The organism is Verrucosispora sp. TAA-831 (genome assembly GCF_050780145.1).
Taxonomy (GTDB): Bacteria; Actinomycetota; Actinomycetes; order Mycobacteriales; family Micromonosporaceae; genus Micromonospora.
This window is the reverse complement of record NZ_CP192240.1, coordinates 2,848,500-2,874,846: the sequence shown is the minus strand read 5'-3', so window position 1 is coordinate 2,874,846 and position 26,347 is coordinate 2,848,500. Positions and strand designations below refer to the sequence as shown.

The following is a 26,347-nucleotide window of genomic DNA, read 5'->3' as shown; positions in this document are numbered from 1 at the left end:
CGCGCGACAGCCCGCCCGCACCCGACGACCGGGCGGTCACCCACGCCCGACCGGCTGTGAGTTGCGTTACCAATACGTCGACCGGGAATCAGCTCGCCGGTTGCGGGTTGGAGCCAGATATGACCGTCGCACCACTGCCTGCTCAGCGTCCGGACCGGCCGGAGATCCTCCGATGAGCGCCCCGCCGCCGGGCGCGCTGATGCCGGGCGACCTGATGAGTCCCCGGCAACGCGTACGGCTCATCCTCGTCCTCGGCTCCCTGATCGCGGTGGGGCCGCTCACCATCGACATGTATCTTCCGGCGCTGCCGGCCATCGCCGAGGACCTCGGCACCAGCTCGGCGGCGGTCCAGTTGACCCTCACCGGCACGCTGGTCGGGCTCGCCCTGGGCCAACTGCTGATCGGCCCGCTCTCCGACGCCGTCGGTCGACGCAAGCCGCTGATCGCCGGCACCGGGCTGCACATCGTCGCCTCGGTGCTGTGTGCGCTCGCCCCGAACGTCGCCGTGCTCGGCGCGCTGCGGGTGGTCCAGGGCCTGGGCGCGGCAGCCGCCGCCGTGATCGCCATGGCCGTGGTCCGCGACCTGTTCAGCGGTACGGCCTTCGCGCAGGTGCTGTCCCGCCTGCTGCTGGTGATGGGGGCCGCGCCGGTCCTCGCCCCGACGCTCGGCAGCGAACTGCTGCGCTGGACCCGGTGGCAGGGCGTGTTCGCCGCGCTCGCCGTCTTCGGCGTCCTGCTGACGCTGGTCGCCGTGTTCGGTCTGCGGGAGACGTTGCCGCCGGCCCGCCGTCAGCGCGGCGGTGTGGTCCCCACCGCGCGTCTCTACCGCTCGCTGCTGCGCGACCGACCCTACGTCGGGCTGGTGCTCGTGGCCGGGCTGGCGATGTCGTCGATCTTCGCCTACGTCAGCGGCTCCTCGTTCGTCCTCCAGGAGCAGTACGGCCTCGACGAGCAGCAGTTCGGGTTCGCCTTCGGGGCGGGCGCGATCGGCCTGATCGCGGCCACCCAGGCCAACGTCCGCCTGCTGCGTCGCCATCCGCCGCAGCGGATCCTGGCCGGAGCCCTGCTGGTCGGCACCGTCGCCGGTCTGGCGCTGCTCGGTCTCGCCGCGACCGGGCTCGGCGGCCTGCCGGCACTGCTCGCCGCGCTGTGGGTGGTGCTCGCCGCCGCCGGCCTGGCCCTGCCGAACGCCCCGGCCGTGGCGCTGACCCGGCACGGCGAGGCCGCCGGCACCGCCTCCGCGCTGCTCGGCGCGGTGCAGTTCGGTGTCGGCGCGGTGGCCGCGCCGATGGTCGGGGTCCTCGGCAACGGGGCGGTGGCGATGGCCGTGGTGGTGGCCGGTGGCATGGGGTCGGCGCTGGTCGTGCTGCACCTCGTGGTGCGGCCGAGGCAGCTCGACGCCCCGGAGCCCGACGCGAAGCCGCTGGCCGTCGCGCTCCACTGACCGCCGGTCCCGTTCCGGCTATCGGGGGTCCTCGCCCGCCTCGACCAGGCGGGCGAGGTTCGCCGGTGACGTCCGCGACCGCGTCGCGGTCCAGCAGGACCCGGTAGACCCCCGGGCGGGGTGCCCGCACGTGCGCGGTGATCCCGGTCGTGTACATGGGCGGACGGTACCGACCACCGGTGACGAAAGGAGCGCGTGCCGACTCGTGTCGCAGGGGTGCTCTACCGTCCGACGGCGTGAACGCAGTGCAGACGTACCGGTATCTCGCCCCCTCCGCGCTCGGCGACGGCGCGCTCGCCCTCCAGACCAGCGGTGGTCCGGCCCCGAACCCCCGTTTCTTCCGTGGCTTCCTGACCACGCCGCAGGCGGCGGCCGTCGGCCTGCTGGCGGTCGCCGAAGTGGCCCGCACCCGATATCACCGGCCGGTCGACCCGGCCAGCCTCGACCCGGTGGTCACCGGCAGCCGTGACCGGCTGCGTTTCGAGTCCTTCTCCGGCTGCTGCGGCGTGTACGCGCGCCTCGACGCGCTGCCCGAGGGCCTCGACGGTGACGTGGTCGAGCACGGCACCACCAACGTGGACGTCAACACGCCGCTTCGGGAGGCGTTGTCCCGGGTCGGCGGGCTGGACCCGCTGCACATGTCGGTCGGCCCCGACGACCTGACCGTCTCGACGATGGACGGCGAGGTGGTCGAGAAGAAGGTCCCGCTGCCGGTGCGCTGGCTGCGCGGCTTCGCCGAGGTGCAGGTGCTCGCCGCCCGCTTCGAGCCCCGCGCGGAGCTGTCGGCGGCCGAGGCCACCGCGTTCCTGCGGCGGCTGCCGAAGGGCGGCAGCCGCTCGGTGCTGTGGGTGGTGCCGGCCGGCCGGTCGCTGCGGTTGACCTCCCGTCCGGTCCCCGGCGCGGTCTGCCTGGCCGGGCCGAGCCGGTTGGTCGCGCTGCACCCGATGCTGCGCTTCGCGAAGACCCTCCGGGTGTACGGTCCGACGGTGCGGGCCGGTTCCGCGCCGCTGCCCAGCGTGTGGGAGCTGGACACCGGGGCGCTGCGGCTGTCGTTAACCCTCTCCCCCGAGCCCTACCGTGGCTTCTCCGGCGAGGGCGCGGCGCTGACCGCGCTCGCCGGTGACGACGTGGTCGACGACGCCGAACTGGTTTCCGCGCTGCTGTCCTGGGACCCGACCGTCGACGTGGACCGGCTGGCCGGCGAGGCGGGTATCGATGCCGACCGGGTACGGGGCGCGTTGGCGCAACTCGGCACCGCCGGCCGCGTCGGGTACGACGTCTCCGAGGCGGCGTACTTCCACCGGGTCATGCCGTACGACGCGGGCCGGGCCGAACGCGACAATCCCCGGCTGGTCGGCGCGCGGGCGTTGCTCGACGCCGGAGCGGTGCAGGTGGACGGGGCGTCGGCCACCATCCGCAGCGGCGACCAGGTGTACCGGGTCCGGCTGCTGCCCGACGGCGCGCTGACCTGCACCTGCCCCTGGTGGGCCAAGCACCGGGGGGAACGGGGGCCGTGCCGGCACGCCCTGGCCGCCCGCATGATGGTCACCAACCGGGTCGAGGAGCGGGTATGAGGCGTCCCACGCAGGTCGACATCATCACGAGCATGGCGCGACGTCGGCGGGAGCTGGCCGAAGGCGGCACCAGCGACCTGTTCGACCTGGTCGGCAACGGCTCCGCCGAACAGGTCGCGGAGGCGCTGGCCGGGCTGCCCGAGCAGCGCCGCCGGGAGATCGGCCCGGAACTGACCGCGTGGTTCAAGAAGCGGGACAGGGAGACCTGGTGGACCTCCGGGCCGGGCACCGCGCTCGCGGTCGCCGTCGTCGGTTGCCTGCCGACCGCCGCCCAGGCCGCCGCGATCATCGGGCGCGCCTCGGTGCCGGTGGACGGCAAACGCGCGGCCAGACTGGTCCTCGCCGTCGCCGAGGAACGCGGCGTCACCTGGCTCGGTGACCTGGCCTACCGGGTGGCCGCGCGGTTCAACGATCGGTCCGGGGCCGACCGGTGGCAGTTCGTCGCCGCGTTGTTGCAGGCCGAGGGGGCGCCGCCGCCCGCCGACGACCGTTCGGTGCAGCAGTGGCTGACCGCCGTGCAGTTCCCCGACCGGGGCCGCCGGGGCAGCCCGACCCCGGTGGCGGACCGCCTGCGCGACGACCCGTTCCTGCCGGCCATGCTGCCCCGGCTGTTCGAGGTGGACGGCATCGGCACGCAGATGATGTTCGACGTGGTCTGGAAGAGGTGGGCCGACCGGGAACGGCACGCCCTGCCGACCGCGCTGGTGCAACTCGCCGCCGAGGGGGTGATCGACCGGGCGGCACTCGTCGACGGTGCGCTCGGCCGCCTGCTGCGGGGTGACCGACCGGCCGCGCTGCGTGCCTTCACCACCCTGCTCGGCCTGCTCGCGCTGAGCACCGCCGAGATCGCCGCGCACGCCACCGACTACCTGCGCCTGCTCACCGACGCGCCCGCACCGGTCGCCACCATGGCGCAGAAGGCGCTGCGTCAGGTGCCCGACCTGGAGCTGGAGTCGGTCCTCGACGCCTCCCGCCAGGTACTCACCCGCCCCGACAAGGCGCTGGTCCGCACCCAGCTCACCTGGCTCGACAAGCTGGCCCGCCGACACCCCGACCGGGCCGCCGGGATCGCCGAGGTGATCGCGCTCGGCGCCGACCATCCCGCCATCGAGCTGCGCGACCGCGCCACCACCCTGGCCGCCCGCCACGGCGTCGCGCCGGTCCCACCCGACCTCGGCGCGGCGGTCACCGGCCCGCGCGGCGACGACCTGCCCGCCCCGACGCCACCCGCCCCGGCCCCCGAGCCGATCACCGATGTCGACGAGCTGGCCGAGGAGGTCGCCGCGCTGCTCGGCACCCGGTACGAAGGCGCGTCGCTGGAACGGATCCTGGACGGGTTGGTCCGGCTCACCGCCACCGACGCCGTGCGGGTACGCGCCGCCCTCGACCCGGTGATCGAACGCCAACACTGGTCCTGGGCGAACGAACACCGGTACGACCCGCTCTGCCTCTGCCAGGTGCTGGTCGACGTGTTCTCCAGCGCCGGAGTGGAGCAGCCCGCCCAACCCCGGTCCCGATGGCAGGCGCTGCTCGCCGCGCTCCGCCGCAGCGAACCGTCGGCGCCGGAGCTGGTCGGCACGGGCCCCCGGGTGCCCCCGGTGCACCGGCTGCTGCGCGCCCGGCTCGCCGAGATCGGCGCACACGTCACCGACCGGGGCGACACCGGCCTGCTGGCGCTGCCCACGTCCGCCAACGGCGCCCTCGACCCGATGGTCCTGGTGGAACGGCTCGCCGCGCTCGGTGGGCGTACGCCCGGACACTGGGACCTGACCCAGGCGTTGCTGCGGCTGCCGACCGGGGCCGACGAGGCGGTCGCCGGGAAGGCGGCGGCGCTGGGCACCCCGGCCGGTGACCGCCTCGCCGCCTGGTTGCGCGACGGTGGCCTGCCGCAACCGGTGATGCGGCAGAGCACCCTGCACCGCAAGCGGAAGGGCCAGTACAACTGGGACCATCCGTACATGCCGCCGGAGCGGCTCCTGGTCGAGCTGAGCCCACCCGACGGCCACACCGACCCCCACGGCCTGCTCACCCTGCCCCCGTCCTCGATCGGCGTGGAGCACACCGGCTGGGTGAACCTGTGGCCCTCGCTGCTGCCCGGCCACCGGGGCGTCGTCGCCGCCTCCGTCCTCCCCCTCGTCGCGAACACCGCCGACCTGGACCAACGGGACGGCACGGCGGTGCTGCCGCTGCTCGCGGAGACCACCGGTCCCGGCGGGATCGCCCTCGCCCTGGCGATGGCGTACGGCCTCGGCGCCCGACACGCCACCGACCGCGTCGCCACCCTGGACGCCCTGCTCACGCTCGCCGCCGCCGACCAGTTCGACGCGACGGGCACCGGCACGGCGCTCGGCACCCTGGTCACCGGGGAAAGGGTCAAACTGTCGCGGGTCGTCGAGCCCCTCCGCGACGCGGCCCAGGCCGGCGCACCGTTGACCGTGTGGCGGCTGCTGGCCGCCACACTGCCCGCACTGCTCACCCCACCCGCCCCGCCACGCGGCACCATCGACATGCTGACCCTGGCCACCGAGACCGCCACCGCCACCGGGGTACGCCTCGACGTGCCCGGTCTCGCCGAGGTGGCCGCCCGAGGTGGATCCAGCCGCCTGGTCACCGAGTCCCGCCGCCTGCACCAGGCGCTGGGGAACCTGTGAGCGAACCACCGCCGACGACGGAGACCGCCCGGGCCGCACCCGGGCGGTCTCCCGCCGACAACTGGCGGCGCTTCTGGCGACGCTCTCCGGACGTCCACCCCGAGCCGGCCGACCTTCCCTACGTGGTCGCCTTCGGCCTGTCGGGCCTGGCCGTCGGGGCGGTCGTCGGTGTCGCCCTGGTGCTGCTGATCCCCTACCACCCGCCGACACTCATCCTCCTGGCCACACTGTCGCCCGCCCTCCACCAGCACGCGGAGGGCGTACGGCACCGCTGGTGGGCCCTTGCCGCCGGCCTGGCGACAGGAGTCGCGGCCGGTCTCGGCCTCGACGCCCTGCTGGAGACCGTCGTCGGCTCGGAGTGGGCGACGTTGGGGGGCCTGCTGTTCGGCAGTGCGGTCGGCATCCTGACGCACGCAGGGACGACCCACCTCCCGGTCCGCGCCCTGCGATGACCACCGCACACCATCGCCGATGGCGACGCGATTCCTCGGCACGATGATCGCCGCAACCGTCGCCCCGGCCAGGTGCGCCCACCGGCCGACGAGCAGACGGCCGATCCCGAGCCCGGCACCACTGTGGACGCTCCCGCACGCCGGCCGGAATCCGATGGTCGCCCAGACGTCGCGCGCTCTGCGTACGAGATGCTGCTGTCTCGACGTCGGCAGAGGCAGCAGCATCCCCGAAGTTGTGTCTGGAGCCGGCCACGACCCTGCGATTCCGCGCGACCGGCGCAAGGGGCGGGCGCGATCCGTCTGTGCTGTCAGCTCGACAGGGGCCGAGGCCATGGGGGGCCACCACTGGCGCGCCGCGCACCATCGGCTGAGCACGGCCGGGCCGACTGGCGGGCGCGGGGTAGCGTCGACTCGCATGGGGATCTTGGGAAGGGGCGCGGGGGACGTCGGGCGACCGGTGCGACCGGCGGATACGGGCCGATGGGTGGTACCCGTGCTGGTGCCGCTCGTGGTGGTCTTCGTCGCGTACGCGTGGGTCGTTCCCGACGGGCTGGGTGCGGCCACCCGGAGCGTCGCGGTGGCGACGGCCTGGGGGGCGGCCCTGATCGGGACGCTGCTCGTGACGCTTCTCGTCCTCTTCGCGGTCACCGCGGTCCGACGCGGTGCCGACGCGGCGCGGCAGGTCGCGCGGACACCCGGCACCTGGCTCGCGGTCGGCGTGGTCGGCTACCTCGTGCTGCTCACCGCCGTCTCCGGGCGGATGGCACCGCTCCCGGTGTTCGACGCGCTCGATCGACACTGGCAGGGCAAGGTGCTCGACCTGCTCTGGCTGGCCATCCTGTTCGGCATGATGCACCGGTGGGCGCGGACCGAGGCGGGCCTGCGGCTGGGCATCACGCCCGGCTCGGCCCGGCCGGCGCTGCTCACCATCGCCGTCGTCTTCGGGGGTTTCGTCGGGCTCACCGCGCTGGCGGTCGCGCTGGATCCCTCGGCCGCCACGACCGTGAACGCCGAGCAGGTGGCCTACGACGCCACGATCCCGAACCTGACCGAGGAGTTGATCTGGCGGGCCGCGATGATCGCGGTGCTCGACCGGGCCTTCGGTACGCCCTGGATGCTGCTCGGCGCGCCGGTCGGCTGGGGCATCGTGCTGACCAGCGTGGTCTTCGGCGCCGGCCACGGCATCCTCGTCGACCTGGACGGCGTCTGGGGGTTCAACGTCGCCGGTGGCCTCTTCGCGACCGTGATGGGATTGGCGCTCGGCTGGATCTGGGCGCGTACCGGCAGCGTGTGGCCGGCGTTCCTGCTGCACTGCGCGCCGGAGCTGGGGGTTGACGTCGGCATGCTGGTCGCCGGTTGAGTCGGCGTGGGCCCCCGTCGGCGTACCGGCGGGAGCCCACCGGCTCAGACGGCGTGGCGCTGGGCCCAGTCGAGCGCGTAGTCGGCGACCTGCTCCCAGCCGGGCTCCGCGCACGTCCAGTGTGAGCGCTCGGGGAACTCGTGGAAGTCGGTGACGGTGCCGGCCGCCTTGTAGTGGTGGGCGTTGGAGCGGTTCACCGAGGCGGGCATGATGTGGTCCTTGCCGCCGGCGATGAACAGCAGCGGGGCGCGCTCCTCGTTGCGGAAGTTCACCCAGGTCTCCTGCTTGCCGGGGGTGAAGTTGGCGAGCAGGCCGTAGGACCAGACCCAGCTACCCGGCGCGGGGATCGCGTACCGGTCGTAGGCGGCGCGGGCCTCGTCCTCGGGCAGCGTGTTGGTGAACGCGTAGTGGAACTGCTCCGGGGTGAAGCCGGCCGCGCGGTGCCGCTTGGCCGGGTTGTTGAGGATCGGGAAGAGCGACTTGATCTGCGAGGGCGGGTTGACCCGGATGCCCTCGGGCGGCGCCGAGTCGATCACGACACCGGCCGCGCCGTGTCCCCGGTCGAGCAGGAGCTGGGTCAGCGTGCCGCCGAAGGAGTGACCCATGATGATCGGCTTCTCCGGCAGCGCGGTGATGACCTTCTCCAGGTGCGCCACGGTCTCCGGGACGGTCACCGTGGCGATCGGCGTCGGGTCGGCACGCAGCGCCTCCACCTCCACCTCGAAACCCGGGTAGGTCGGCGTCAACACCGTGTGTCCCTGCGCCTCGAAGTACGGCACCCAGTGTTCCCAACTGCGCGAGGTGACCCAGAGTCCGTGCACCAGGACGATCGTGCTCATGCGTCGTACTCCTTCAGGAAGGCCAGCAGGTCCTGGCCGAGCTGCTCCTTGTGAGTGTCGGTGATGCCGTGCGGCGCGCCCGGGTAAACGACCAGAGTCGCGTCCTTGACCAGGGCGGCGGACGCCTTGCCGCCGACGTCGAAGGGCACGACCTGGTCGTCGTCGCCGTGGATGACCAGCGTCGGCACGTCGAACCGGGCGAGATCGCCCCGAAAGTCGGTGGCCGAGAAGGCCGCGATGCTCTCGTACGCGTTGCGGTGCCCGGCCTGCACGCTCTGCCGCCAGAACGCGTCCCGGATCCCGGCGGATATCTCCACCCCGGGCCGGTTGTTGCCGAAGAACGGACCGTCGGCGAGGTCCCGGTAGAGCTGCGACCGGTCCGCCAGCGACCCGGCCCGCAGACCGTCGAAGACCTCCCCGGGTACGCCGTCCGGGTTGTCGTCGGTGCGCAGCATGAGCGGGGGTACGGCGGAGACCAGCACCGCCTGGGCCACCCGGGAGGTGCCGTGCCGGCCGATGTACCGGGTGATCTCTCCCCCGCCGGTCGAGAACCCGACGAGGGTCACGTCGCGCAGGTCCAGCGTGTCGACCAGGCTGGCCAGGTCGTCGGCGTACGTGTCCATATCGTTGCCGTGCCAGGTCTGGGTGGAGCGACCGTGCCCGCGTCGGTCGTGCGCGATCACCCGGTAGCCCTGCCCGGCGAGGAACAGCGCCTGCGCCTCCCAACTGTCGGAGTTCAGCGGCCAGCCGTGGCTGAGCACGACCGGCCGCCCCGCACCCCAGTCCTTGTAGAAGATCTCCGCGCCGTCCGCGGTCGTGACGAAGGGCATCCTGCCGTCCTTTCGCTGCCTGGGCGAGAGAATCGCACCGATCGCGCGGACCGGGTCTCGGATCGAAACCTAACGTCGGCCCGACGGGCCGGGGAGGGCTGTGAGTGCACGGGCGCGACCGACAGTGCACGGATGCGGGGGCGGCCCGTCGCCGTGCGACGGACCGCCCCACAGGACCGGTCGGTGGGTCAGCCGACCGTGGCGGGGAACCGTTCCCAGACCCGGTGGTCGGCCATCAGCCGGTGCACTCCGGTGAAGACCTCCTCGCCGGAGTCGCCGGTGACGACGCCGGGCGTACCGGCGACCCCCACCTGCTCCAGCACGGCGACGCCGGAGCCCCAGGCGCCGACCGCCTTGGCGTGCCGCCAGCACTCCTCGACCATGAGCAGCACCCGGGGGTCCACCGGGCGGGTCGCGGGAGCCGCGCCGGCCCTGGCGTCACGGGCGGGCAGCGCGTCCGGGGCCGGGGCCGGGGCGGTGGCGACCAGCAGCGCGTCGAACTCGACCGACCGGCCGGTGGCGAAGCTGCGCTGCGCGGGCAGGTCACCGATCAGACCGCCGTGCGGGGCGATCAGCAGCGGCACCATGTCGGCGGCGAAGACCGCCCGGCGTACGTCGCGGACCATGTCCAGGTCGACCTCCGGGTCCACGACGATGCCGACCGTCCGCCCGTCGGCCGGCCACTGCCGCCCCACCTGGGACAGCACGGCGCTGGGCGTGACGTCGGCGAGCGGCACCGTCGGTTCCGGCGTGGGCAGCCCGAGCCCGGTGGCGACCCGGGCGCAGAGCACCGGGTCGATGGTGGCCAGGCACTGGAGCTGCCGTTCCTTGATCTCCTGGTGGTAGCACTTGCCCAACTCGAAGGTGTAGGCGCGGATGATGTGTTCCCGCTCCACCGGGGACATGCTCAGCCAGAACAGTCGCGCCTGGCTGAAGTGGTCGTCGAAGGAGACCGGGTTGGCCCGGATCTTCGGCGCCTCGGCCACCCGTACCGGCACGTCGAGGAAGGCGTTCTCGGCGTCACCGGCCGGGAACGGGTTGCCGCCGTCGAGCGAGTTCGGCCGGTACGGTGCCACCCCGGCGTGCACGGCGTGCTGGTGGAAGCCGTCGCGCAGCATGTCGTTGACGGCCGCGTGCGGCCGGTTGATCGGGATCTGTGCGAAGTTCGGGCCACCCAGGCGGGTGAGCTGGGTGTCGACGTAGGAGAAGAGGCGGCCCTGCAACAGCGGGTCGTTGGTGACGTCGATGCCGGGCGGCAGGTGGCCGACGTGGAAGGCGACCTGCTCGGTCTCGGCGAAGAAGTTCGTCGGCGTACGGTTCAGCGTCAGGCTGCCGACCAACTGCACCGGGGCGAGTTCCTCCGGCACGATCTTCGTCGGGTCGAGCAGGTCGATGCCGGCGAACGTCTCCTCCGGCGTGTCCGGGAAGACCTGGAGGCCGAGTTCCCACTCCGGGAAGGCGCCCGCCTCGATGGCGTCGTACAGGTCGCGCCGGTGGAAGTCCGGGTCGATGCCGGCGAGCATCTGGGCCTCCTCCCACACCAGGGAGTGCACGCCCAGCTTCGGCTTCCAGTGGAACTTGGCCAACACCGTCTCGCCCGCCTCGTTCACCAGACGGAAGGTGTGTACGCCGAAGCCCTCCATGGTCCGGTACGAGCGCGGGATGCCCCGGTCGGACATGTTCCACATGGTGTGGTGCTGCGCCTCGGTGTGCAACGAGACGAAGTCCCAGAACGTGTCGTGCGCGCTCTGCGCCTGTGGGATCTCCCGGTCCGGGTGCGGCTTGCCGGCGTGGATGATGTCCGGGAACTTGATCGCGTCCTGGATGAAGAAGACCGGCATGTTGTTGCCGACGAGGTCGAAGGTGCCCTCGTCGGTGTAGAACTTCGTGGCGAAGCCCCGGGTATCGCGCACGGTGTCCGCCGAGCCGCGTGACCCGAGGACGGTGGAGAACCTGACGAACACCTCGGTCGTACGGCCTTTGCGCAGGAAGCCCGCCCTGGTCACCGCCTCGGCCGCGCCGTACGCGGTGAACACGCCGTGCGCTCCCGCGCCTCGGGCGTGCACCACCCGCTCCGGGATGCGCTCGTGGTCGAAATGCGTGATCTTTTCGCGTAGGTGGTGGTCCTGGAGCAGGGTGGGTCCACGTGGCCCCGCCTTGAGCGAGTGGTCCGTGTCGCGCAGCCGCGCCCCCTGTGCCGTGGTCAGGTAGGCACCCTGCTGACCGTTCGCGCTGGCCGGCGCACCGGTGCGTGCGCCGGTCGGCGTACGGGTCTGCGGGCTGCCCTGCTCCGGCTTGGGCGGCAGCGGGTCCTGCGGTGTGGTCGGCTCGGCCACGGTCGGTGGTGCGCTGCCCGGCTTGCCGGGCACGTCCGGCGTGAGGGCGTCGGTGACCTTCTCGGCGGCGGACTCCACCGCGTCCTTGACCACCTTCGCGGGATTGCGGGCATCCATATCGGCGACTACCTCCTGAGCACGAGGACCAGATGCCATCGCGGTACCCTGGCCGGAGTCGGCAAAACAGGGCGAACGGTACGAGTCTGTGATCCCTGTCCCCGGCCCAGGCCCGGCTACGGTCGGCGCGCGTGGACGCGTTCGATCGCGCCGTAGCTGAGACGTTCGGCGGCGAGCACCTCGACGTCGAGCTGCCGCAGGGTGTGCAGCGGGCGGCGGGTGTAGTGCTCACCCCGCAACGGCACGCTCACCAGGTCGACGACATGCTGCGCGGCGCGCAGCAGCGGGTGGGAGGCGGGGACTGAAGTCGACGCCGCGCAGCCGCACGTCGGCCGGGCAGTGCGGCAGGTTGAGGCCGGTGCCGACGGCCACCTCCAGGGTGTGCCCGGTGGCGCGTCGGCACACCGACCGGCGACTGGCCCCGAGCAGTCGGCGTCCCGCCGAGGCAGTCCTCCGGTCGCACCCGCCGGCCCGGTCGTCCCAGTAGTGGACGAGTCGGTCACGCCGTCGCAGGCACTGCCCCCACTCCCACTCACCCGCTCGCCCCCACCCACCCACCCCCCGCCACCGACAGCCGGTTGATCAAGAGGTTTTGGCGCTCAGCGTCGAGGTGTCGTCACCAAACTTCTTGATCAACGCTCCGGGGCGGGGAGGGTGGGGGGTGGGGGTGGGGGGGTCAGGGGTGGGGGGGGTAGGCGGCCTTCGGCGCGGAGTCGGGCGAAGTGGACCTCGGGGGGTGGTTCGGGGTCGGGGTCGGAGGGACGGGGTCCTTCCGGGCCGTCGGCGGAGAAGCGCAGCAGCGTCTCGACCCGGGTGATCCGGAACCGGCGGCCCAGCACGGTCACCTCGTGCGTCCGGGTGGCATCGATCCGGTCGGCGGCCCGCCGGTACTCCGCCGCCTCCGCCTCGGTCGGATCGGCCAGCCGGGGCACGAGCCAGCGGAACTCGAAGGTGATCAGGTCACGGGCCTCCTGCGGGGTGGCCACCGCCCGGCTCGTCGGATGCCATCCGGCCCCGACCTGTTCGGCCACCGCGAAGCGGGTCGGCAGCAACACGCCGTCGGGATGCGAGCGCACCGCGGCGACGCTGTCGGCGTACACGTCGGCGGGCACCTGGGCACGCGGATAGCGGGCCGGCAGCAGCTCGACCTTCAGCACCGCCGCGCCGACGCCGGTCGGTTCGGCCGGGTCGGCGACCAGGTCGGCGCCGCCGAGGAAGCTGTCCGAGGTGTCGGCGTCACGCGGGTCCGGGTCGGTGGGGCGAGGCGGCTCCGGCCCGTCCGGGCCGAAGCGGGCGAAGGTGTCCGCCCGGATCACCCGGTGTCGACGGCCGCCGACGGTCACCTCGTCGACCTTCTGCCAGTCCAGGACGGTACGCACCGAGGTCAGCTCGGCCAGCAGGTCCGCGTCGGCGGTCTCGGCGATCCGGTCCCGCAGCCGGTGCGCCAACGCGTCCCGCGCGGCCTGCGGGGTCTCCTCGACGAGTTCGTGCACCTGCCAGCGTCCACCGCCGAGGTCCACCGCGTAGCCGAAGATCGGGGCGCCGAGCCGCAGCGTCGGGTACGCGCCGGCTCGCTCGACCGCGTCGTGCTCGGTGACCAGCTCCACCGGGTCGTCCCGGTGCCGAATCCGGATCACCGCGTCCGGCGGCTGCTCACCGTGATGCATAGCTTCACATTGTGTAACGACAGTCGTCGACGCGCCAGAGGCGTCACCGGATTCCCTGGCGCGGGACCGTCGCCGCCGGACTCACCGCCCGGACGACCGGCGGCGACGCAGCTCGGCCACCACCGGGACGAGCACCGCGAGGGCGAGCAGCCCGGCCAGCCCCCACGGCTGGTGGTCGGTGGTCGCCTCGACCCGGCGCGCCGAGCCGGAGGTGACCAGCTCACCGTGGATCCGGTAGTCGCCGACGGCCGGGGCCGGCAGACTGATCGGGATCCGGACGACGCGTTCCTCCCCAGCGGCCAGATCCGGCACGTCGGGGGACGCGACGAAGCCGGTCGGCTCCGGTCCCCGGCCGACGCTGAACGACAACGCCACCGCCACCGGAGCCGACTCGTCGTTGCGCAGCCGCAGCACCACGGTCCGCTGCGCGGAGGCACCGAACAGGGCGGGCCAGCCGCCGTCGCGTTCCACGTGTGCCCCGACGACCACCGGAGGTCGGGTCGCCACCGACCGGACGGTGCCGCCGGGTCGCCGGGTCGCACCGGTCACGCGCAGCGGGGCGGTCGCCGAGAGCCGACCCTCCATCGTGCGCACCCGCACCTGACAGGGGCAGCCGTCCGGCGGGGCGGCGACGGTCAGCGGCGTGCCACCGGCGCCGGTGCCGGGCAGGTGGATCTGGGCCGAGGTGTCCACCGCGCAGCGGGACGGCGTACCGGTGTCGCACAGTTCGATCACGACGGTGCCGGCGGGCCAGCCGGTGAGCCGGACCAGCACCTGCTCCCCCGGGCTGGCCTCGGCCCGGTCCAGCGTCACCCGAGGCTCCGGCGTCGGCGCACCGGTCAGGGTGAGCGCGGCGAGCAGCGCGACGGCACCGTACGCGGACCACCTCATGCCGGCGTCGACCTACGCCGCCGGATCGCCCGTACCCGGCTGACCAGCAGCGCCCCCAGGGCGACGAGCAGCACCGCCGTCCACACCCACGGCACGGCCCAGGTCGCGGTGGTGCGGTGCACGGTGGGCAGCATCCGGTCCGGGGTGGCCGGGTCGACGGCCACGTCGGCGGCGAGCCGTCCGGCCGGCACCACGCCGTTGATCTGTTCGGTGACGGTGATCGCCGCGCCGGGCAGCAGCTCGGGCACGGTGACCGGTGCGGTGCGGGCCAGTCCGATGCCGAACGGCGCGGTCAGGCGTACCTGGGCGGTGCCGGTCAGCCGGGTGTTGCCGGTGTTGCGCAGCCGATAGCTGACCACGACCGGCCCGGTGCCGAACGGGTTGACCGGGTTGTCGTAGCCGATCCGCATCGCCTCGACCTGGAGGCCGGGGCGCACCGGGCCGGCCACCCGCAGGTAGATCCGGGCGGCGACACGGCGGTCCAGCCTGACCTGCCCGCCCGCGTCCGCCACGTGGGCGATCGAGGCGACCACACCACCGGCGTGGTCACCGGGGCTGGCGTTCGCCGGCACCTCGATCCGGAACGGCAGGATCACCTGCTCGCCCGCCGGCACCCGGTAGGTGCGTTCGGCGAACCGGGTCCAGGCTCCCACGTCCACCGCCGGACGGCTCGCCGGTTGCAGCGCGAAGCCGCCGTCATCGGTGGTGAAGGCGTCGGCGCCGTACACCGCGAACGTCATCGCGGTCGTGCTCAGGTTGGTCAACGCCACCCGGTCCTCGATCACCTGACCGGGGTCGGCGTCGTGGACGAAGTAGCTGCGGCCGGTGGGGCCGGACGGTCCGGACGGCTGCACCGCCCAGGTGAACCCGGCGTCGCTCGGCGACGGTGACGGGGCGGGAGCCGGCGCGGCGAGGGCGACGGCGGGTCCGCCCGCCAGCACGGTGACGAGCAGGACCACGGTCACGGCGACCAGGTGCGGGGAAGGGCACCTCGTCATCGATCTGCGCACAACAAGATGCCCTTCCACGCGTCAGGACAGGGTCAGGGTCAGGGTGGCGGTGTAGTCACCCGGACCGGTGGCGGCCGGGACCCCGAGGCCCAGGTCGGCACCGCACCGGAAGCTGCCGGCGCTGGCACCGGCGGCGGAGCCGCACAGGGTCCGGGCGCTGCCCAGTCCCGTGCCGTCACCCGGGTTGGCCCGTCCGCCCGGGGTGACCACCCCGGACGAGCCCACCAGCTCGTCGGCGAGCACGGACGCGTTCGGCGTCCAGCCGAGGTTGTCGGCGGCGATGGTGCCACCGAGCGCGCTGGTGAAGTCCTCCACCTGACCGACCACGTTCCAGCCGGCGTTGGTGCCGCGCAGGTCGTTGACGGTCACCGCGTTGAGCGCACCGTCGGCAACCGCGCCGGGGTGCACGGCCGACAGCGCCACGGCACTGCCGGACGAGGTCAGCGTCAGCGGACCGGACTGGAGCACCGTGGCGGTGATCTCCTGCTCGGCGCCGCTCGGGCCACCGGTGGCTCCCCGGAAGGTGACCGGGGTGAAGGTGTCCTGGCTGCGGTCGCTGGAGGCGTGTGCCGCGAACGTCAGCACGTAGCACTGGGTCACCGTGCAGTCGACCGTGTCGCCGTTGCCGTCGGTGTAGCTCGGCACCAGGTCCAACGTGGTGGAGAAGGTGCCGTCGGCGGCGAGCTTCACCTGCGCCGCGGACGACGAGGCGTTCTTGTGCACCCACTTCACCGGCTTGTAGGGGCGGGAGTTCGTCCAGTGGTTGTCGACCTTCGGGCCGAACGCCACGTAGACGCCGACACCGCCGTTGGCGTCCGGGTCGAACCCGGAGCCGGTGACGGTGACCGACGTGCCCTCGGGGTCGAGGGCGGCGGACGGGTCCACGGTCACCGACGGAGTGGCGGGGCCGCCGCCGCCCGTGCCGGTGGTGAAGGTGAACGACGTCGGGTCCAGTGCCGTGCCGGCGGTGAAGAAGCCGGCGAAGGCGCTGGCCCCGGTCTCGGTGAGCGTGGTGGTCAGGTTGCTCCAGCTCACCGAGTCGCCCGAGACGGTCGGGTTGGTGCCGCCGGTGCCGAGGGTGGCGATGGCGGCCTGCTCGATCTGCACCGGTTCGAACCCGCCGCCGCTGACCTCCAGGTCGACGTCGGCGAGCAGCGAGCCGCCCGCGCCGTCCACCACCACCGTGGGGTTGGCCAGGGTGATCTTGAAGAAGTGCGAGGGGTACGAGAACACGACCGTGCCGCCGTAGTTGACGGTGGTCGCGCCGGTGGCGCTGTCGTACGTGCCGCCGGCGACCGGGAACTTGAAGGTGCCGTCCGCGTTGCGGGTGGCACCGTCGGCGACCGCGATCGGCGGGTTGCCGTTACCGGTCGAGACGTACGCCCGGAACGAGCTCTTGAAGCCCCAGTCGAGGCTTCCCGCAGTGACGTCGGCGGGTGCCGCCGTCGCCGGGGCCACCACGGCCAGTGACGCGGCGGCGCCGAGCACGGCTGCCGACGCCCACCGGTACGACCGTCGGCGGATACCGCCGGGTCTGGGTACGGACATGAGTCTTCCTCTCGGAGGGGATAGGGCGTGATTAGGTTAGGCTCACCTAATCTTCTGGGAAATCCTCCGAACACCCTCTTGCGGATTCCACAAGATCTACTTAGGTTAGCCTAACCAATCTTCGGAGGTCACTCATGCCTGCCCGCCTCGCCGCCGCCCTGGTCAGCGTGGTGCTGCTGGTCATCGGCGCCCTCGCGGCCGGCCCCGCGTACGCGGACACGGTCGGCAGGGGCCCCGACGGTCAGCGGCTCTCCGTCACCCGGACGAGCGCGATCCCGCTCGCCGGTGCCACGGTCACCGTCTCCGGCTCCGGTTACGACACCGCCAAGGGCGTCTACGTGGCGTTCTGCGTCGACAACGGTGCCGGTGCGCCGCCCTCGCCCTGCGGCGGCGGCATCGACACCACCGGTGCCAGCGGCGCCTCGCACTGGATCTCGTCGAACCCGCCCGCCTACGGCGAGGGGCTCGCCGTCCCGTACGGCTCCGGCGGCTCGTTCAACGTCCAGCTCCGGCTGACCGCGACGATCGGCGACGTGGACTGCACCGTCCGGCGCTGCGTGGTGGCCAGCCGCAACGACCACACCCGCAGCTCCGACCGGTCGCAGGACGTCAAGGTCCCGGTCACCTTCGCCGCACCGGCGGCCAGCCCGACCACCCGGGCCGCCGCCCCGACGTCGCCGGTGCCCGGCGGCACGACCCGGACCTCCGCCGCCCCGGCACCGGCCGCCTCCGGCGTGCCCTCCGGCACGGCCCCCTCGACCGACGCCGTCGGCGGTTCGGCCGCGCCGGAGGTCGGCACGGTCACCGGCACCGGTGGCACCGGCACCGACCCGGTCAGCGGCGACCAGCAGTTGCTCACCACCCAGGTCAGCGACAGTGGACCGGCCGGGCGCTGGTTCACCGTCACGGTGGCCGGACTCGCCGTGCTGCTGGTCCTGCTGGTGGTTCTGCGGATCCGCCGACGTCGGCAGGCGCAGCGGTGAGGCGCGTACTGCCCGCGCTGCTGGCACTGCCCGCGCTGCTCGGTCTCGTCGCCTGCGACGCCACCGCCGGCACACCGGGCGCCACCCCGGCGACCGGCTGCGGACCGGCCACCGCCGTGGTGACCGACACCGACGTGGCCCCGGTCGGCGGCGACCCCGGCAGCAGTCTGCCGGCCACCGTGGACTCGGCCGACGGGACGACGGTCACCGTCACCGACGCCAGCCGCATCCTCGCGGTGAACCTGTACGGCTCCATCGCCGAGATCGTCTTCAGCCTCGGCCTCGGCGGGCGGGTGATCGGGCGGGACACCTCCACCACCTTCGCCGCCGCCGCGCACCTGCCGGTGGTCACACCGGCCGGACACGACCTGGCCGCCGAGGCGGTGCTGCGGCTGAACCCCACGGTGGTGCTCGCCGACACCAGCATCGGCCCGCCCGAGGTGCTCACCCAACTCCGTCGGGCCGGCATCCCGGTGGTCCTGATCGACGACGAGCAGAGCCTCGCCGCCATCCCCCGCAACATCCGGGCCATCGCCGCCGCCCTCGGCGTACCGGCGGCCGGGGAACTCCTGGTGTCCCGGGTCGAGGGGGAGATCGCGCAGGCCCGCCGCAGTGCCCCGGCGGACGGCCCTCCGCTGCGCATCGCGTTCCTCTACGTCCGGGGCACCGCCGGGGTGTACCTGATCGGCGGCAAGGGCGCCGGCTCCGACGAGATGATCCGGGCCATCGGCGCGACCGACGCCGGCACCGAGATCGGACTGTCCCGGTTCCGGCCGCTGACCAGCGAGGGTCTGATCAACGCGGCACCGGACGTCATCCTGGTGATGACCGAGGGGCTGGAGTCGGTCAAGGGCGTGGACGGCCTGCTCGCCCTGCCCGGCGTCGGCCAGACCCCGGCCGGTCAGCACCGCCGGATCGTGGACATGGACGACGGGATGCTGCTGAGCTTCGGGGCCCGGACCGGCCGCACCATCCAGGCCCTCGCCGATGCGGTCCACCGACCGTGCGCATGAGACGGCCACTGCTGCTGGTCGGGCTGGGCGTCGCCCTGGTCCTGCTCTGCCTCGTCGCGGCCGGCACCGGGCAGGTCCGGGTGCCCCCCGCCGAGGTGCTCGGCTCACTGCTGCACCGCATCGGGCTCGACGTGGGGCCACTGCCGAGCGCCCCGCACGGGGAGAGCGCACTCTGGGTGGTGCGCTTCCCCCGGGTCGTGCTCGCCGTCGTCGTCGGCGCCGCGCTCGGCTGCGCGGGCGCGCTGATGCAGGGACTCTTCGGCAACCCGCTGGCCGAACCGGGCGTCATCGGCGTCTCCTCGGGTGCCGCCGTCGGTGCCGCCACGGTCATCGTCACCGGTGTCGCCACCCTCGGCGGCTGGACCGTCGCGGTCGGGGCCTTCCTCGGCGGTCTCGCCGCCACCGCCCTGGTCTACTCGATGTCCCGCACCGGCGGACGCACCGAGGTGGTCACGCTGGTGCTGACCGGCATCGCGGTCAACGCGGTGGCCGGCGCACTGATCGGCCTGCTGATGTTCTTCGGTGACGCCGACGCCGTACGCGCCATCGCCTTCTGGCAGCTCGGCAGCCTGGCGCAGGCCAACTGGGCGGCCGTGGGGGTCACCTTGCCGTGCGCGGCGGTCGGCATCGCGATCGCCCTCGCCACCGCCCGCCGTCTGGACCTGCTGGCCCTCGGTGACCGGTCGGCCCGGCACCTGGGCGTCCACGTGGAACGGTTGCGGCTGGCCATGATCGGGGTGACCGCGCTGCTCGGTGCCGCCGCGGTGGCCTTCACCGGAGTGATCTCCTTCGTCGGGTTGGTCGTGCCGCACCTGGTCCGGATGGTCGCCGGGCCGGGCCACCGGCTGCTCCTGCCGGCCAGCGCGCTGGGCGGGGCCATCGTGGTCGTCGCCGGGGACCTGGCCGCCCGCACCCTGGTCGACTACCAGGAACTGCCGCTCGGCGTGCTGACCGCCGTGGTGGGCGGCCCGTGCTTCTTCTGGCTGCTGCGCCGGACCCGGGCCCGGGCGGGAGGTTGGGGATGAGGCGGCGTACGGCGGTGCCGGAGGTCGGTCGCGATCCGATCGGTCTGCGGGTGGAGCGGTTGGGTGTCCGGCGCGGCGGCCGACCGATCCTGACCGATGTCACCCTCGACGTCCGGGGCGGAGAACTGCTGGCGCTGGTGGGGCCGAACGGCGCCGGCAAGAGCACCCTGCTCGGCGCCATCTGCGGCGACCTGGCACCGGCGTGCGGCGACATCGCGTTCGCCGGTCGGCCGCTGCACGGGTGGGCTCCGGTCGAGCTGGCCCGGCTCCGCGCGATGCTGCCGCAACGCGCCACCATGACGTTCCCGTTCACCGTCGGCGAGGTGGTCGCGATGGGCCGCGCCCCGTGGGCCGGGACCAAGTACGCCGACGAGGACGACGACGCGGTCGGCGAGGCCATGCGGCTGACCGGCACGGCGTCCTTCACCGACCGGGTCTTCTCCGCGCTCTCCGGTGGCGAGCAGGCGCGGGTGGCGCTGGCCCGGGTGCTCGCCCAACGGACCCCGGTGCTCCTGCTGGACGAGCCGACCGCCGCGCTCGACCTGCACCACCAGGAGTTGGTGCTCCGGCTGGCCCGCGAGCGGGCCCGCCAGGGCGGCGCGGTGGTGGTCGTCCTGCACGATCTGGCGCTGGCCGCCGCGTACGCGGACCGGATCGCGTTGCTGGCCGGTGGGCGGCTGGTCGCCGACGGGCCACCGGCCGAGGTGCTCACCGCCGACCGGCTCAGTGAGGTCTACCAGCACGAGATCGAGGTGCTGCCGCACCCGCGCACCGGAGTACCCCTGGTGCTGCCGGTCCGCACCGACGGGTGACGGCCCGCCGGTGGTGACCGGCGGGCCGTCGTACGTCGCACGAATCAGCTCGCGTCGGGACGCGGGGTCACGCCCAGCGCCGCGCACGCCTCCCGGTACATCCGGGCGGCCTCGGCCCGGATCTGCCGCCGCTCGGTGAGCGGGGCACTGAAGGGCACCCGTACCGGGACCTGGTCACCGTCCACAGTGGCCGTGAAGTACATCGCCTCGGCGTCCATGCCGGACATGGTCGCCGCGGTGGCGGCCGACGCACCGCCCAGCCCCTGGCAGATCAGCCGGCAGTCGTCGGCGTGGTCGGTGTTCATGTGCCGCATGACGGCCGACACCACGTCGGGCGGGAACGGCTCCGCCGCGCTCACGCCGCACTCCCCCGCACCACGTCGCGGCCCAGTTCGGCGATCATCTCGGTGTTCAGCCGGTACGCCCACGACACCTCGTCCAGGAAGCGTTGCCGCTCGACCTCGTCCCACGGTGCCGTGTCGAGCAGTTCGCGGTAGTGCTGCTTGAAGTCCTTCGCGTCCAGGTCCGGGAAGAGGAAGAAGCGGACACCGTCGGTGTCGAGCGCGAACGTGCGGCGTACCGCCCGCACCATGACCTGCCCCCCGGAGAGGTCACCCATGTACCGCGTGTAGTGGTGGGCGACGAAGCCCGCCGGCCAGGTGAACGCGACCTCGCGCAGGCGTTCCCGGTACTGCCGGGTGGCGGGGCTCGGCGCGATCCGGGTGGCCCAGTCGGGGCCGTGCAGGAACCGCAGGTCGTCGACGATGCGGGGTAGGCGGTGCAGTTCCTCGACGACGAACGGCCCGGCCACCGGGTCGTCCCGCATCGCCTCGGCGGCCTCCTCCAACGTCTGGTAGACGACGTGGAGTTGCTCCAACAGCGCCGCGTACCCGGCCCGGTCGAGCTGCCCCGACAGCAGGGCGTCGAAATACGTGGCGTGCTGCGCGGCCCGGTGGTCCGCCCTGGTCAACTCGCGCACCTGTGCGGCGAACCCCATGAACACCTCCTGTTAGGTAAGGCTAACCTATCATGATCACGACCTGGTGGGGAGAGGGCACCAGGTCAACATTCCAGGAAGGTAAACCCTTGCACCGCTTGGTCGGCTGGCCTGGCGCGGTCCACGACATCTTGCGACGCTAGTGATCGTGTATGACTACGACCTGTTGGTACTGGGCTCAGGGCCGAGCGGTCAGAAGGCCGCCATCGCCGCCGCCAAACTCGGCCGACGGGTGGCCGTCGTGGATCGGCGCGACATGCTCGGCGGAGTCTGCATCAACACCGGCACCGTCCCCTCGAAGACCCTACGCGAAGCCGTGCTCTATCTGACCGGACTGAGCCAACGAGACCTCTACGGCAGCAGCTACCGCGTGAAGGACGAGATCACCGTCAGCGACCTGGCGGCCCGTACCCAACACGTGATCAACCGACAGACCGACGTCATCCGCAACCAGTTGACCCGCAACCGGGTCACCCTGATCACCGGCACCGGCCGCTTCGCCGACCCGCACTCGGTCTGGGTCGACGGCGGTTCCGGACGGGACTCGAAGATCACGTTCGACAAGGCCATCATCGCCGCCGGCACCCGCCCGGCCCGGCCGGACAGCGTCGACTTCGACGACCGGACCATCGTCGACTCCGACGGCGTCATCAACCTCCAGGCCGTACCGCGCAGCATGGTGGTGGTCGGCGCGGGTGTGATCGGCATGGAGTACGCCTCCATGTTCGCCGCGCTGGGCACGAAGGTGACCGTGGTGGAACGCCGCGAACGGATGCTCGACTTCTGCGACGAGGAGATCATCGAGTCACTCAAGTACCACCTGCGCGACCTGTCGGTGACGTTCCGCTTCGGCGAGGAGGTCGCCGCGGTGGAGAAGCACCAGAACGCGGCGCTGTGCGTACTCAAGAGCGGCAAGCGGATCGTCGCGGACACGGTGATGTACTCGGCCGGACGGCAGGGCCAGACCGACGGGCTGGCCCTGGAGGCGGCCGGGTTGACCGCCGACCGGCGCGGCCGGATCGAGGTCGACGCGAACTACCGGACGTCGGTGGAGAACATCTACGCCGTCGGTGACGTGATCGGCTTCCCGGCGCTGGCCTCCACCTCGATGGAACAGGGCCGGCTGGCCGCCCAGCACGCCTGCGGCGAGCCGGAACGCCCGATGCACGAGTTGCAGCCGATCGGTATCTACACGATCCCGGAGATCAGCTTCGTCGGGAGGACCGAGGACGAGCTGACCGAGAGCGCCACCCCGTTCGAGGTGGGCATCGCCCGCTACCGCGAGCTGGCGCGCGGCCAGATCGTGGGCGACTCGTACGGCATGCTGAAGCTGCTCGTCTCACCGGACGACGGTCGACTGCTGGGCGTGCACGTCTTCGGCACCGGCGCCACCGAGATCGTCCACATCGGACAGGCGGTGATGGGCTGCGGCGGCACGGTCGACTACCTGGTCGACACGGTGTTCAACTACCCGACGCTGGCCGAGGCGTACAAGGTCGCGGCACTGGACGCGTCCAACAAGTTCCGCAACATCACCCGGATCGACAACTGACCGTCCGGCCCGGTCTCGCCGCCGTCCCTCCGACGGCGGCGAGACCAGGCCACCGGTGGGTGGTCGACCCGCGCCCCTCGTCCGCTCCTGCGCGGCGCCGTCATCTGACGTTCGGGCCCCGATGGTTTCCGGTGCGGCGCCTGTCGAGCTGAACCGTTCACGCCGTCGCCCATCGTGACCAACCGACCGGGCAGCCACCGACCGGGCAGCCACCGACCGGGCAGTCCACTGAGTCAGCTCGACAGCGGCCCGACCGGAGCAGGGCCCGCACCGGCGAGATGACGGTCCACGGCGGAGGTGACTCAGGCGGCGACCGGCGTCGCAGGGCGCACCGGGCTGAGGTGTCGGGCGTACGCGCCGGTGGTGAAAAAGGCCGGCAGGTCCTCGCCGAGCGCGGTTTCCTCGACGATGCGCGCCGCGTGCCCGGCGCGCTCGCGCCCGGCGGCGTCGCCGCGCCCCGCGACCAGGGCGGCCGACTCCTCGGCGAGGATGGTCCGGACCCGGTCGTGGGTCACGCTGCCGCCACCGGCCAGCGGTGTGCCGTGGTGCAGCCACTGCCAGACCTGGCAGCGGGCGATCTCGGCGGTCGCCGCGTCCTCCATCAGGTTCCACAGCGCCACCGCACCGGCCCCGGCGAGCCAGGCGTCGACGTAGTGCAGCGCCACCGCGATGTTGGACCGTAGCCCGGACTCGGTGACCCGGCCGGGGGTCTTGTCCACGGCGAGCAGGTCGGCGGCGGTGACCTCGACGTCGTCGCGCTGCCGGTCGAGTTGGTGCGGGCGTTCGCCGAGCACCGCGTCGAAGACCTCGCGGCACGTCGGCACCAGGCCGGGGTGGGCGACCCAGGAGCCGTCGAAACCGGCGGCGGCCTCCCGTTGCTTGTCGGCCCGCACCCGGCTCAGCGCCGTCTCGTTGACCTCCGGGTCCCGGCTGGGCACGAACGCGGCCATTCCGCCGATCGCGTGCGCCCCGCGCCGGTGACAGGTCCGCACCAGCAGCTCGGTGTACGCGCGCATGAACGGCACGGTCATCGTCACCTCGGCGCGGTCCGGCAGGACGAAGTCCGGCCACTGCCCGAAGTTCTTGATGATGCTGAAGATGTAGTCCCACCGGCCGGCGTTCAGCCCCGCCGAGTGGTCCCGCAACTCGTAGAGGATCTCCTCCATCTCGAAGGCGGCGGTGATCGTCTCGATCAGGGTGGTCGCCCGGATCGTGCCCTGCGGCAGCCGCAGGTAGTGCTGGGCGAAGACGAAGATGTCGTTCCACAGCCGCGCCTCGCGGTGGTCCTCCAGCTTCGGCAGATAGAAGTACGGTCCCGCACCGGCCGCGAGTTGCCGCCGGGCGCAGTGGAAAAGGTAGAGCCCGAAGTCGACCAGGCTGGCCGAGATCGGCCGCCCGTCCACCACGATCCCCTTCTCCACCAGGTGCCAGCCGCGCGGGCGGACCACGATGGTGGCCAGGTCGTCGCCGAGGGCGTATCGCTTGCCGCGCGCGTCGGTGAAGTCGATCCGCCGGTCCAGGGCGTCCATCAGGTTGAGCTGTCCCCGGATGACGTTGTCCCAGGTGGGGGCCGTGGCGTCCTCGAAGTCGGCGAGCCAGACCCGGGCACCGGAGTTCAGCGCGTTGATCGTCATCTTGCGGTCCGGCGGGCCGGTGATCTCGACCCGCCGGTCCTCCAGCCCGGGGGCGGGTGGCGCCACGCGCCAGCTCGGATCGGCGCGGACGCCGATGGTCTCCGGCAGGAAGTCGGGCAACTGGCCGGTGGCGAACCGGTCCCGGCGGGCCCGCCGGGTGTCCAGCAGCGCCACCCGGCGGGCGGCGAACTCGCTGTCCAGCGTGACCAGGAACTCCAACGCCTCGGGGGTGAGCACCTCGGCGAAGCGCTCCGCCACCGGGCCGATGATCTCGTATCTCATGCGAACTGCTCCTCCTCGGTCGACCCGCGCAGCGCGGTGGTCTCGGCGGCCGGGTTGAGCACCGTGCTGATCAGGTCGAAGTAGCCGGTGCCCACCTCGCGCTGGTGCTTGACCGCGGTGTAGCCGGCCGACTCGGCCGCGAACTCCCGCTCCTGGAGCGACACGTACGCCGGCATCCCCTCGGCGGCGTAGCCCCGGGCCAGGTCGAACATCGAGTAGTTCAGCGCGTGGAAGCCGGCCAGCGTGATGAACTGGAACCGGTATCCCATGTGGCCGAGTTCGCGCTGGAACTTGGCGATGGTGGCGTCGTCGAGGTGCTTGCGCCAGTTGAACGAGGGTGAGCAGTTGTAGGCGAGCAACTGGTCCGGGTACTCGTCCTTGACCGCCTCGGCGAAGCGGCGGGCGACCTCCAGGTCCGGCGTGCTGGTCTCCATCCAGATCAGGTCGGAGTGCGGGGCGTACGCGAGCCCTCGGGCGATGCACGGCTCGATGCCGTTGCGGACCCGGTAGAAGCCCTCCGGGGTGCGCTCGCCGGTGACGAAGGGGCGGTCCCGCTCGTCCACGTCGGTGGTGAGCAGCGTGGCCGCCTGCGCGTCGGTACGGGCCACCACCACGGTCGGCACCCCGGCCACGTCGGCGGCGAGGCGGGCCGCCTCCAGCGTACGGATGTGCTGCCCGGTGGGGATGAGCACCTTCCCGCCGAGGTGGCCGCACTTCTTCTCGGCGGCGAGTTGGTCCTCCCAGTGCACCCCGGCCGCGCCGGCCGCGATCATGGCGCTCATCAGCTCGTACGCGTTGAGCACGCCACCGAAACCGGCCTCGGCGTCGGCGACGATCGGGGCCAGCCAGTCGATGCCCGAGGTGTCGCCCTCGGCGGTGGTGATCTGGGCGGCCCGCAGCAGGGCGTTGTTGATCCTGCGCACCACCGCCGGCACCGAGTTGGCCGGGTAGAGGCTCTGGTCCGGATAGGTGTGTCCGGCCAGGTTGGCGTCGGCGGCCACCTGCCAGCCGGACAGGTAGATCGCCTTGAGTCCGGCCCGGACCATCTGCACCGCCTGGTTGCCGGTGAGCGCGCCCAGCGCGTGGACGTAGTCCTCGCTGGTGAGCAGCCGCCACAGCCGGTTGGCGCCGTGCCGGGCCAGGGTGTGCTCCTCCTGGATGGCGCCGCGCAACCGGATGACGTCCTCGGCGCGGTAGCTGCGCCGTACTCCGCGCCAACGCGGGTTGGTCTCCCATTCGTGCTGCAACTGCTCGACCGCGGAAAGCATCGTATTCATCCCCTTCGGGTTTCCGATTGACCTGTCGGCGCGTCGACGGCGACGCCGTTCAC

22 protein-coding genes are annotated in these 26,347 nt (G+C 72.8%); 11 read left to right on the top strand and 11 right to left on the bottom strand.

The features are described 5' to 3' along the window. Positions 1 to 214: 214 nt before the first annotated feature. The 5 genes from ACQVFL_RS12990 to ACQVFL_RS12970 all read left to right on the top strand — a co-directional run bounded on the left by ACQVFL_RS12990 (position 215) and on the right by ACQVFL_RS12970 (position 7,481). Positions 215 to 1,444, top strand: coding sequence for a multidrug effflux MFS transporter (locus tag ACQVFL_RS12990; protein ID WP_396694175.1), 1,230 nt, complete (start codon positions 215 to 217; stop codon positions 1,442 to 1,444). A gap of 236 nt (positions 1,445 to 1,680) precedes the next feature. After that, complete coding sequence (locus tag ACQVFL_RS12985) at positions 1,681 to 3,018, top strand: SWIM zinc finger family protein (RefSeq protein WP_396693907.1); 1,338 nt, start codon at positions 1,681 to 1,683, stop codon at positions 3,016 to 3,018. Next, a complete protein-coding gene (locus ACQVFL_RS12980) occupies positions 3,015 to 5,669 on the top strand; it encodes a DUF6493 family protein (protein ID WP_431729463.1) in 2,655 nt (884 codons plus the stop codon). Before ACQVFL_RS12985 ends, ACQVFL_RS12980 begins: the two co-directional genes overlap by 4 nt. Continuing rightward, positions 5,666 to 6,121: a hypothetical protein gene (locus ACQVFL_RS12975; RefSeq protein WP_396693911.1), complete on the top strand. Its 456-nt coding sequence runs from the start codon at positions 5,666 to 5,668 to the stop codon at positions 6,119 to 6,121. The genes ACQVFL_RS12980 and ACQVFL_RS12975 overlap by 4 nt, the downstream gene beginning before the upstream one ends. A 493-nt stretch (positions 6,122 to 6,614) precedes the next feature. Beyond that, on the top strand, positions 6,615 to 7,481 hold the full coding sequence (locus ACQVFL_RS12970) for a CPBP family intramembrane glutamic endopeptidase (protein ID WP_431729462.1): 867 nt from the start codon (positions 6,615 to 6,617) through the stop codon (positions 7,479 to 7,481). 44 nt (positions 7,482 to 7,525) lie between these two features. On the opposite strand, the gene ACQVFL_RS12965 is transcribed toward ACQVFL_RS12970, so the two are convergent. The 3 genes from ACQVFL_RS12965 to ACQVFL_RS12955 form a co-directional block, all read right to left on the bottom strand. Next, positions 7,526 to 8,320 carry an alpha/beta hydrolase gene (locus ACQVFL_RS12965; RefSeq protein ID WP_396693915.1) on the bottom strand — a complete coding sequence of 265 codons (795 nt, stop codon included), beginning with the start codon at positions 8,318 to 8,320 and terminating at the stop codon, positions 7,526 to 7,528. Next, positions 8,317 to 9,150: an alpha/beta fold hydrolase gene (locus ACQVFL_RS12960; RefSeq protein ID WP_431729461.1), complete on the bottom strand. Its 834-nt coding sequence runs from the start codon at positions 9,148 to 9,150 to the stop codon at positions 8,317 to 8,319. The genes ACQVFL_RS12965 and ACQVFL_RS12960 overlap by 4 nt, the downstream gene beginning before the upstream one ends. Positions 9,151 to 9,338: 188 nt before the next feature. After that, a complete protein-coding gene (locus tag ACQVFL_RS12955; protein WP_431729460.1) occupies positions 9,339 to 11,603 on the bottom strand; it encodes a catalase in 2,265 nt (754 codons plus the stop codon). Between the two features lie 131 nt (positions 11,604 to 11,734). On the opposite strand from ACQVFL_RS12955, the gene ACQVFL_RS12950 reads away from it, so the two are divergent. Next, a complete protein-coding gene (locus tag ACQVFL_RS12950; protein WP_431729459.1) occupies positions 11,735 to 11,908 on the top strand; it encodes a hypothetical protein in 174 nt (57 codons plus the stop codon). 327 nt (positions 11,909 to 12,235) lie between these two features. On the opposite strand, the gene ACQVFL_RS12945 is transcribed toward ACQVFL_RS12950, so the two are convergent. The 4 genes from ACQVFL_RS12945 to ACQVFL_RS12930 all read right to left on the bottom strand — a co-directional run bounded on the left by ACQVFL_RS12945 (position 12,236) and on the right by ACQVFL_RS12930 (position 16,719). Continuing rightward, positions 12,236 to 13,270 (bottom strand): DUF5954 family protein, encoded by a 1,035-nt coding sequence (locus tag ACQVFL_RS12945; protein WP_431729458.1) that lies wholly within the window; start codon positions 13,268 to 13,270, stop codon positions 12,236 to 12,238. A gap of 81 nt (positions 13,271 to 13,351) precedes the next feature. After that, positions 13,352 to 14,161 carry a hypothetical protein gene (locus ACQVFL_RS12940; protein ID WP_431729457.1) on the bottom strand — a complete coding sequence of 270 codons (810 nt, stop codon included), beginning with the start codon at positions 14,159 to 14,161 and terminating at the stop codon, positions 13,352 to 13,354. After that, positions 14,158 to 15,159 carry a WxL protein peptidoglycan domain-containing protein gene (locus ACQVFL_RS12935; protein WP_431729456.1) on the bottom strand — a complete coding sequence of 334 codons (1,002 nt, stop codon included), beginning with the start codon at positions 15,157 to 15,159 and terminating at the stop codon, positions 14,158 to 14,160. Before ACQVFL_RS12935 ends, ACQVFL_RS12940 begins: the two co-directional genes overlap by 4 nt. 33 nt (positions 15,160 to 15,192) lie before the next feature. Further along, positions 15,193 to 16,719, bottom strand: a complete 1,527-nt coding sequence (locus tag ACQVFL_RS12930) for an HtaA domain-containing protein (RefSeq protein ID WP_396693930.1) — start codon at positions 16,717 to 16,719, stop codon at positions 15,193 to 15,195. A gap of 134 nt (positions 16,720 to 16,853) precedes the next feature. On the opposite strand from ACQVFL_RS12930, the gene ACQVFL_RS12925 reads away from it, so the two are divergent. From ACQVFL_RS12925 to ACQVFL_RS12910, 4 genes are read left to right on the top strand one after another with little or no spacing between them, the layout of a single operon-like run. Further along, positions 16,854 to 17,702 (top strand): hypothetical protein, encoded by an 849-nt coding sequence (locus ACQVFL_RS12925; RefSeq protein WP_431729455.1) that lies wholly within the window; start codon positions 16,854 to 16,856, stop codon positions 17,700 to 17,702. Beyond that, positions 17,699 to 18,715 carry a hemin ABC transporter substrate-binding protein gene (locus ACQVFL_RS12920; RefSeq protein ID WP_396693934.1) on the top strand — a complete coding sequence of 339 codons (1,017 nt, stop codon included), beginning with the start codon at positions 17,699 to 17,701 and terminating at the stop codon, positions 18,713 to 18,715. The genes ACQVFL_RS12925 and ACQVFL_RS12920 overlap by 4 nt, the downstream gene beginning before the upstream one ends. After that, positions 18,712 to 19,740 carry a FecCD family ABC transporter permease gene (locus ACQVFL_RS12915; RefSeq protein ID WP_396693936.1) on the top strand — a complete coding sequence of 343 codons (1,029 nt, stop codon included), beginning with the start codon at positions 18,712 to 18,714 and terminating at the stop codon, positions 19,738 to 19,740. Before ACQVFL_RS12920 ends, ACQVFL_RS12915 begins: the two co-directional genes overlap by 4 nt. Continuing rightward, complete coding sequence (locus ACQVFL_RS12910; protein WP_431729454.1) at positions 19,737 to 20,552, top strand: heme ABC transporter ATP-binding protein; 816 nt, start codon at positions 19,737 to 19,739, stop codon at positions 20,550 to 20,552. Before ACQVFL_RS12915 ends, ACQVFL_RS12910 begins: the two co-directional genes overlap by 4 nt. A gap of 44 nt (positions 20,553 to 20,596) precedes the next feature. On the opposite strand, the gene ACQVFL_RS12905 is transcribed toward ACQVFL_RS12910, so the two are convergent. Further along, positions 20,597 to 20,911: a DUF2470 domain-containing protein gene (locus tag ACQVFL_RS12905; protein ID WP_431729453.1), complete on the bottom strand. Its 315-nt coding sequence runs from the start codon at positions 20,909 to 20,911 to the stop codon at positions 20,597 to 20,599. Beyond that, positions 20,908 to 21,549, bottom strand: a complete 642-nt coding sequence (locus ACQVFL_RS12900; protein WP_396693942.1) for a heme oxygenase (biliverdin-producing) — start codon at positions 21,547 to 21,549, stop codon at positions 20,908 to 20,910. The genes ACQVFL_RS12905 and ACQVFL_RS12900 overlap by 4 nt, the downstream gene beginning before the upstream one ends. A 148-nt stretch (positions 21,550 to 21,697) precedes the next feature. On the opposite strand from ACQVFL_RS12900, the gene sthA reads away from it, so the two are divergent. Next, positions 21,698 to 23,101, top strand: coding sequence for a Si-specific NAD(P)(+) transhydrogenase (sthA, locus tag ACQVFL_RS12895; RefSeq protein ID WP_396693944.1), 1,404 nt, complete (start codon positions 21,698 to 21,700; stop codon positions 23,099 to 23,101). Positions 23,102 to 23,403: 302 nt separating this feature from the next. Here the strand turns inward: sthA and aceB are convergent, their stop codons facing one another. Together aceB and aceA are read right to left on the bottom strand one after the other, a co-directional pair. After that, entirely contained in the window at positions 23,404 to 25,017 is a 1,614-nt protein-coding gene (gene aceB, locus ACQVFL_RS12890) for a malate synthase A (protein WP_396693946.1), read from the bottom strand. Then, positions 25,014 to 26,285 (bottom strand): isocitrate lyase, encoded by a 1,272-nt coding sequence (aceA, locus tag ACQVFL_RS12885; protein WP_431729452.1) that lies wholly within the window; start codon positions 26,283 to 26,285, stop codon positions 25,014 to 25,016. Before aceA ends, aceB begins: the two co-directional genes overlap by 4 nt. Positions 26,286 to 26,347: the final 62 nt, after the last annotated feature.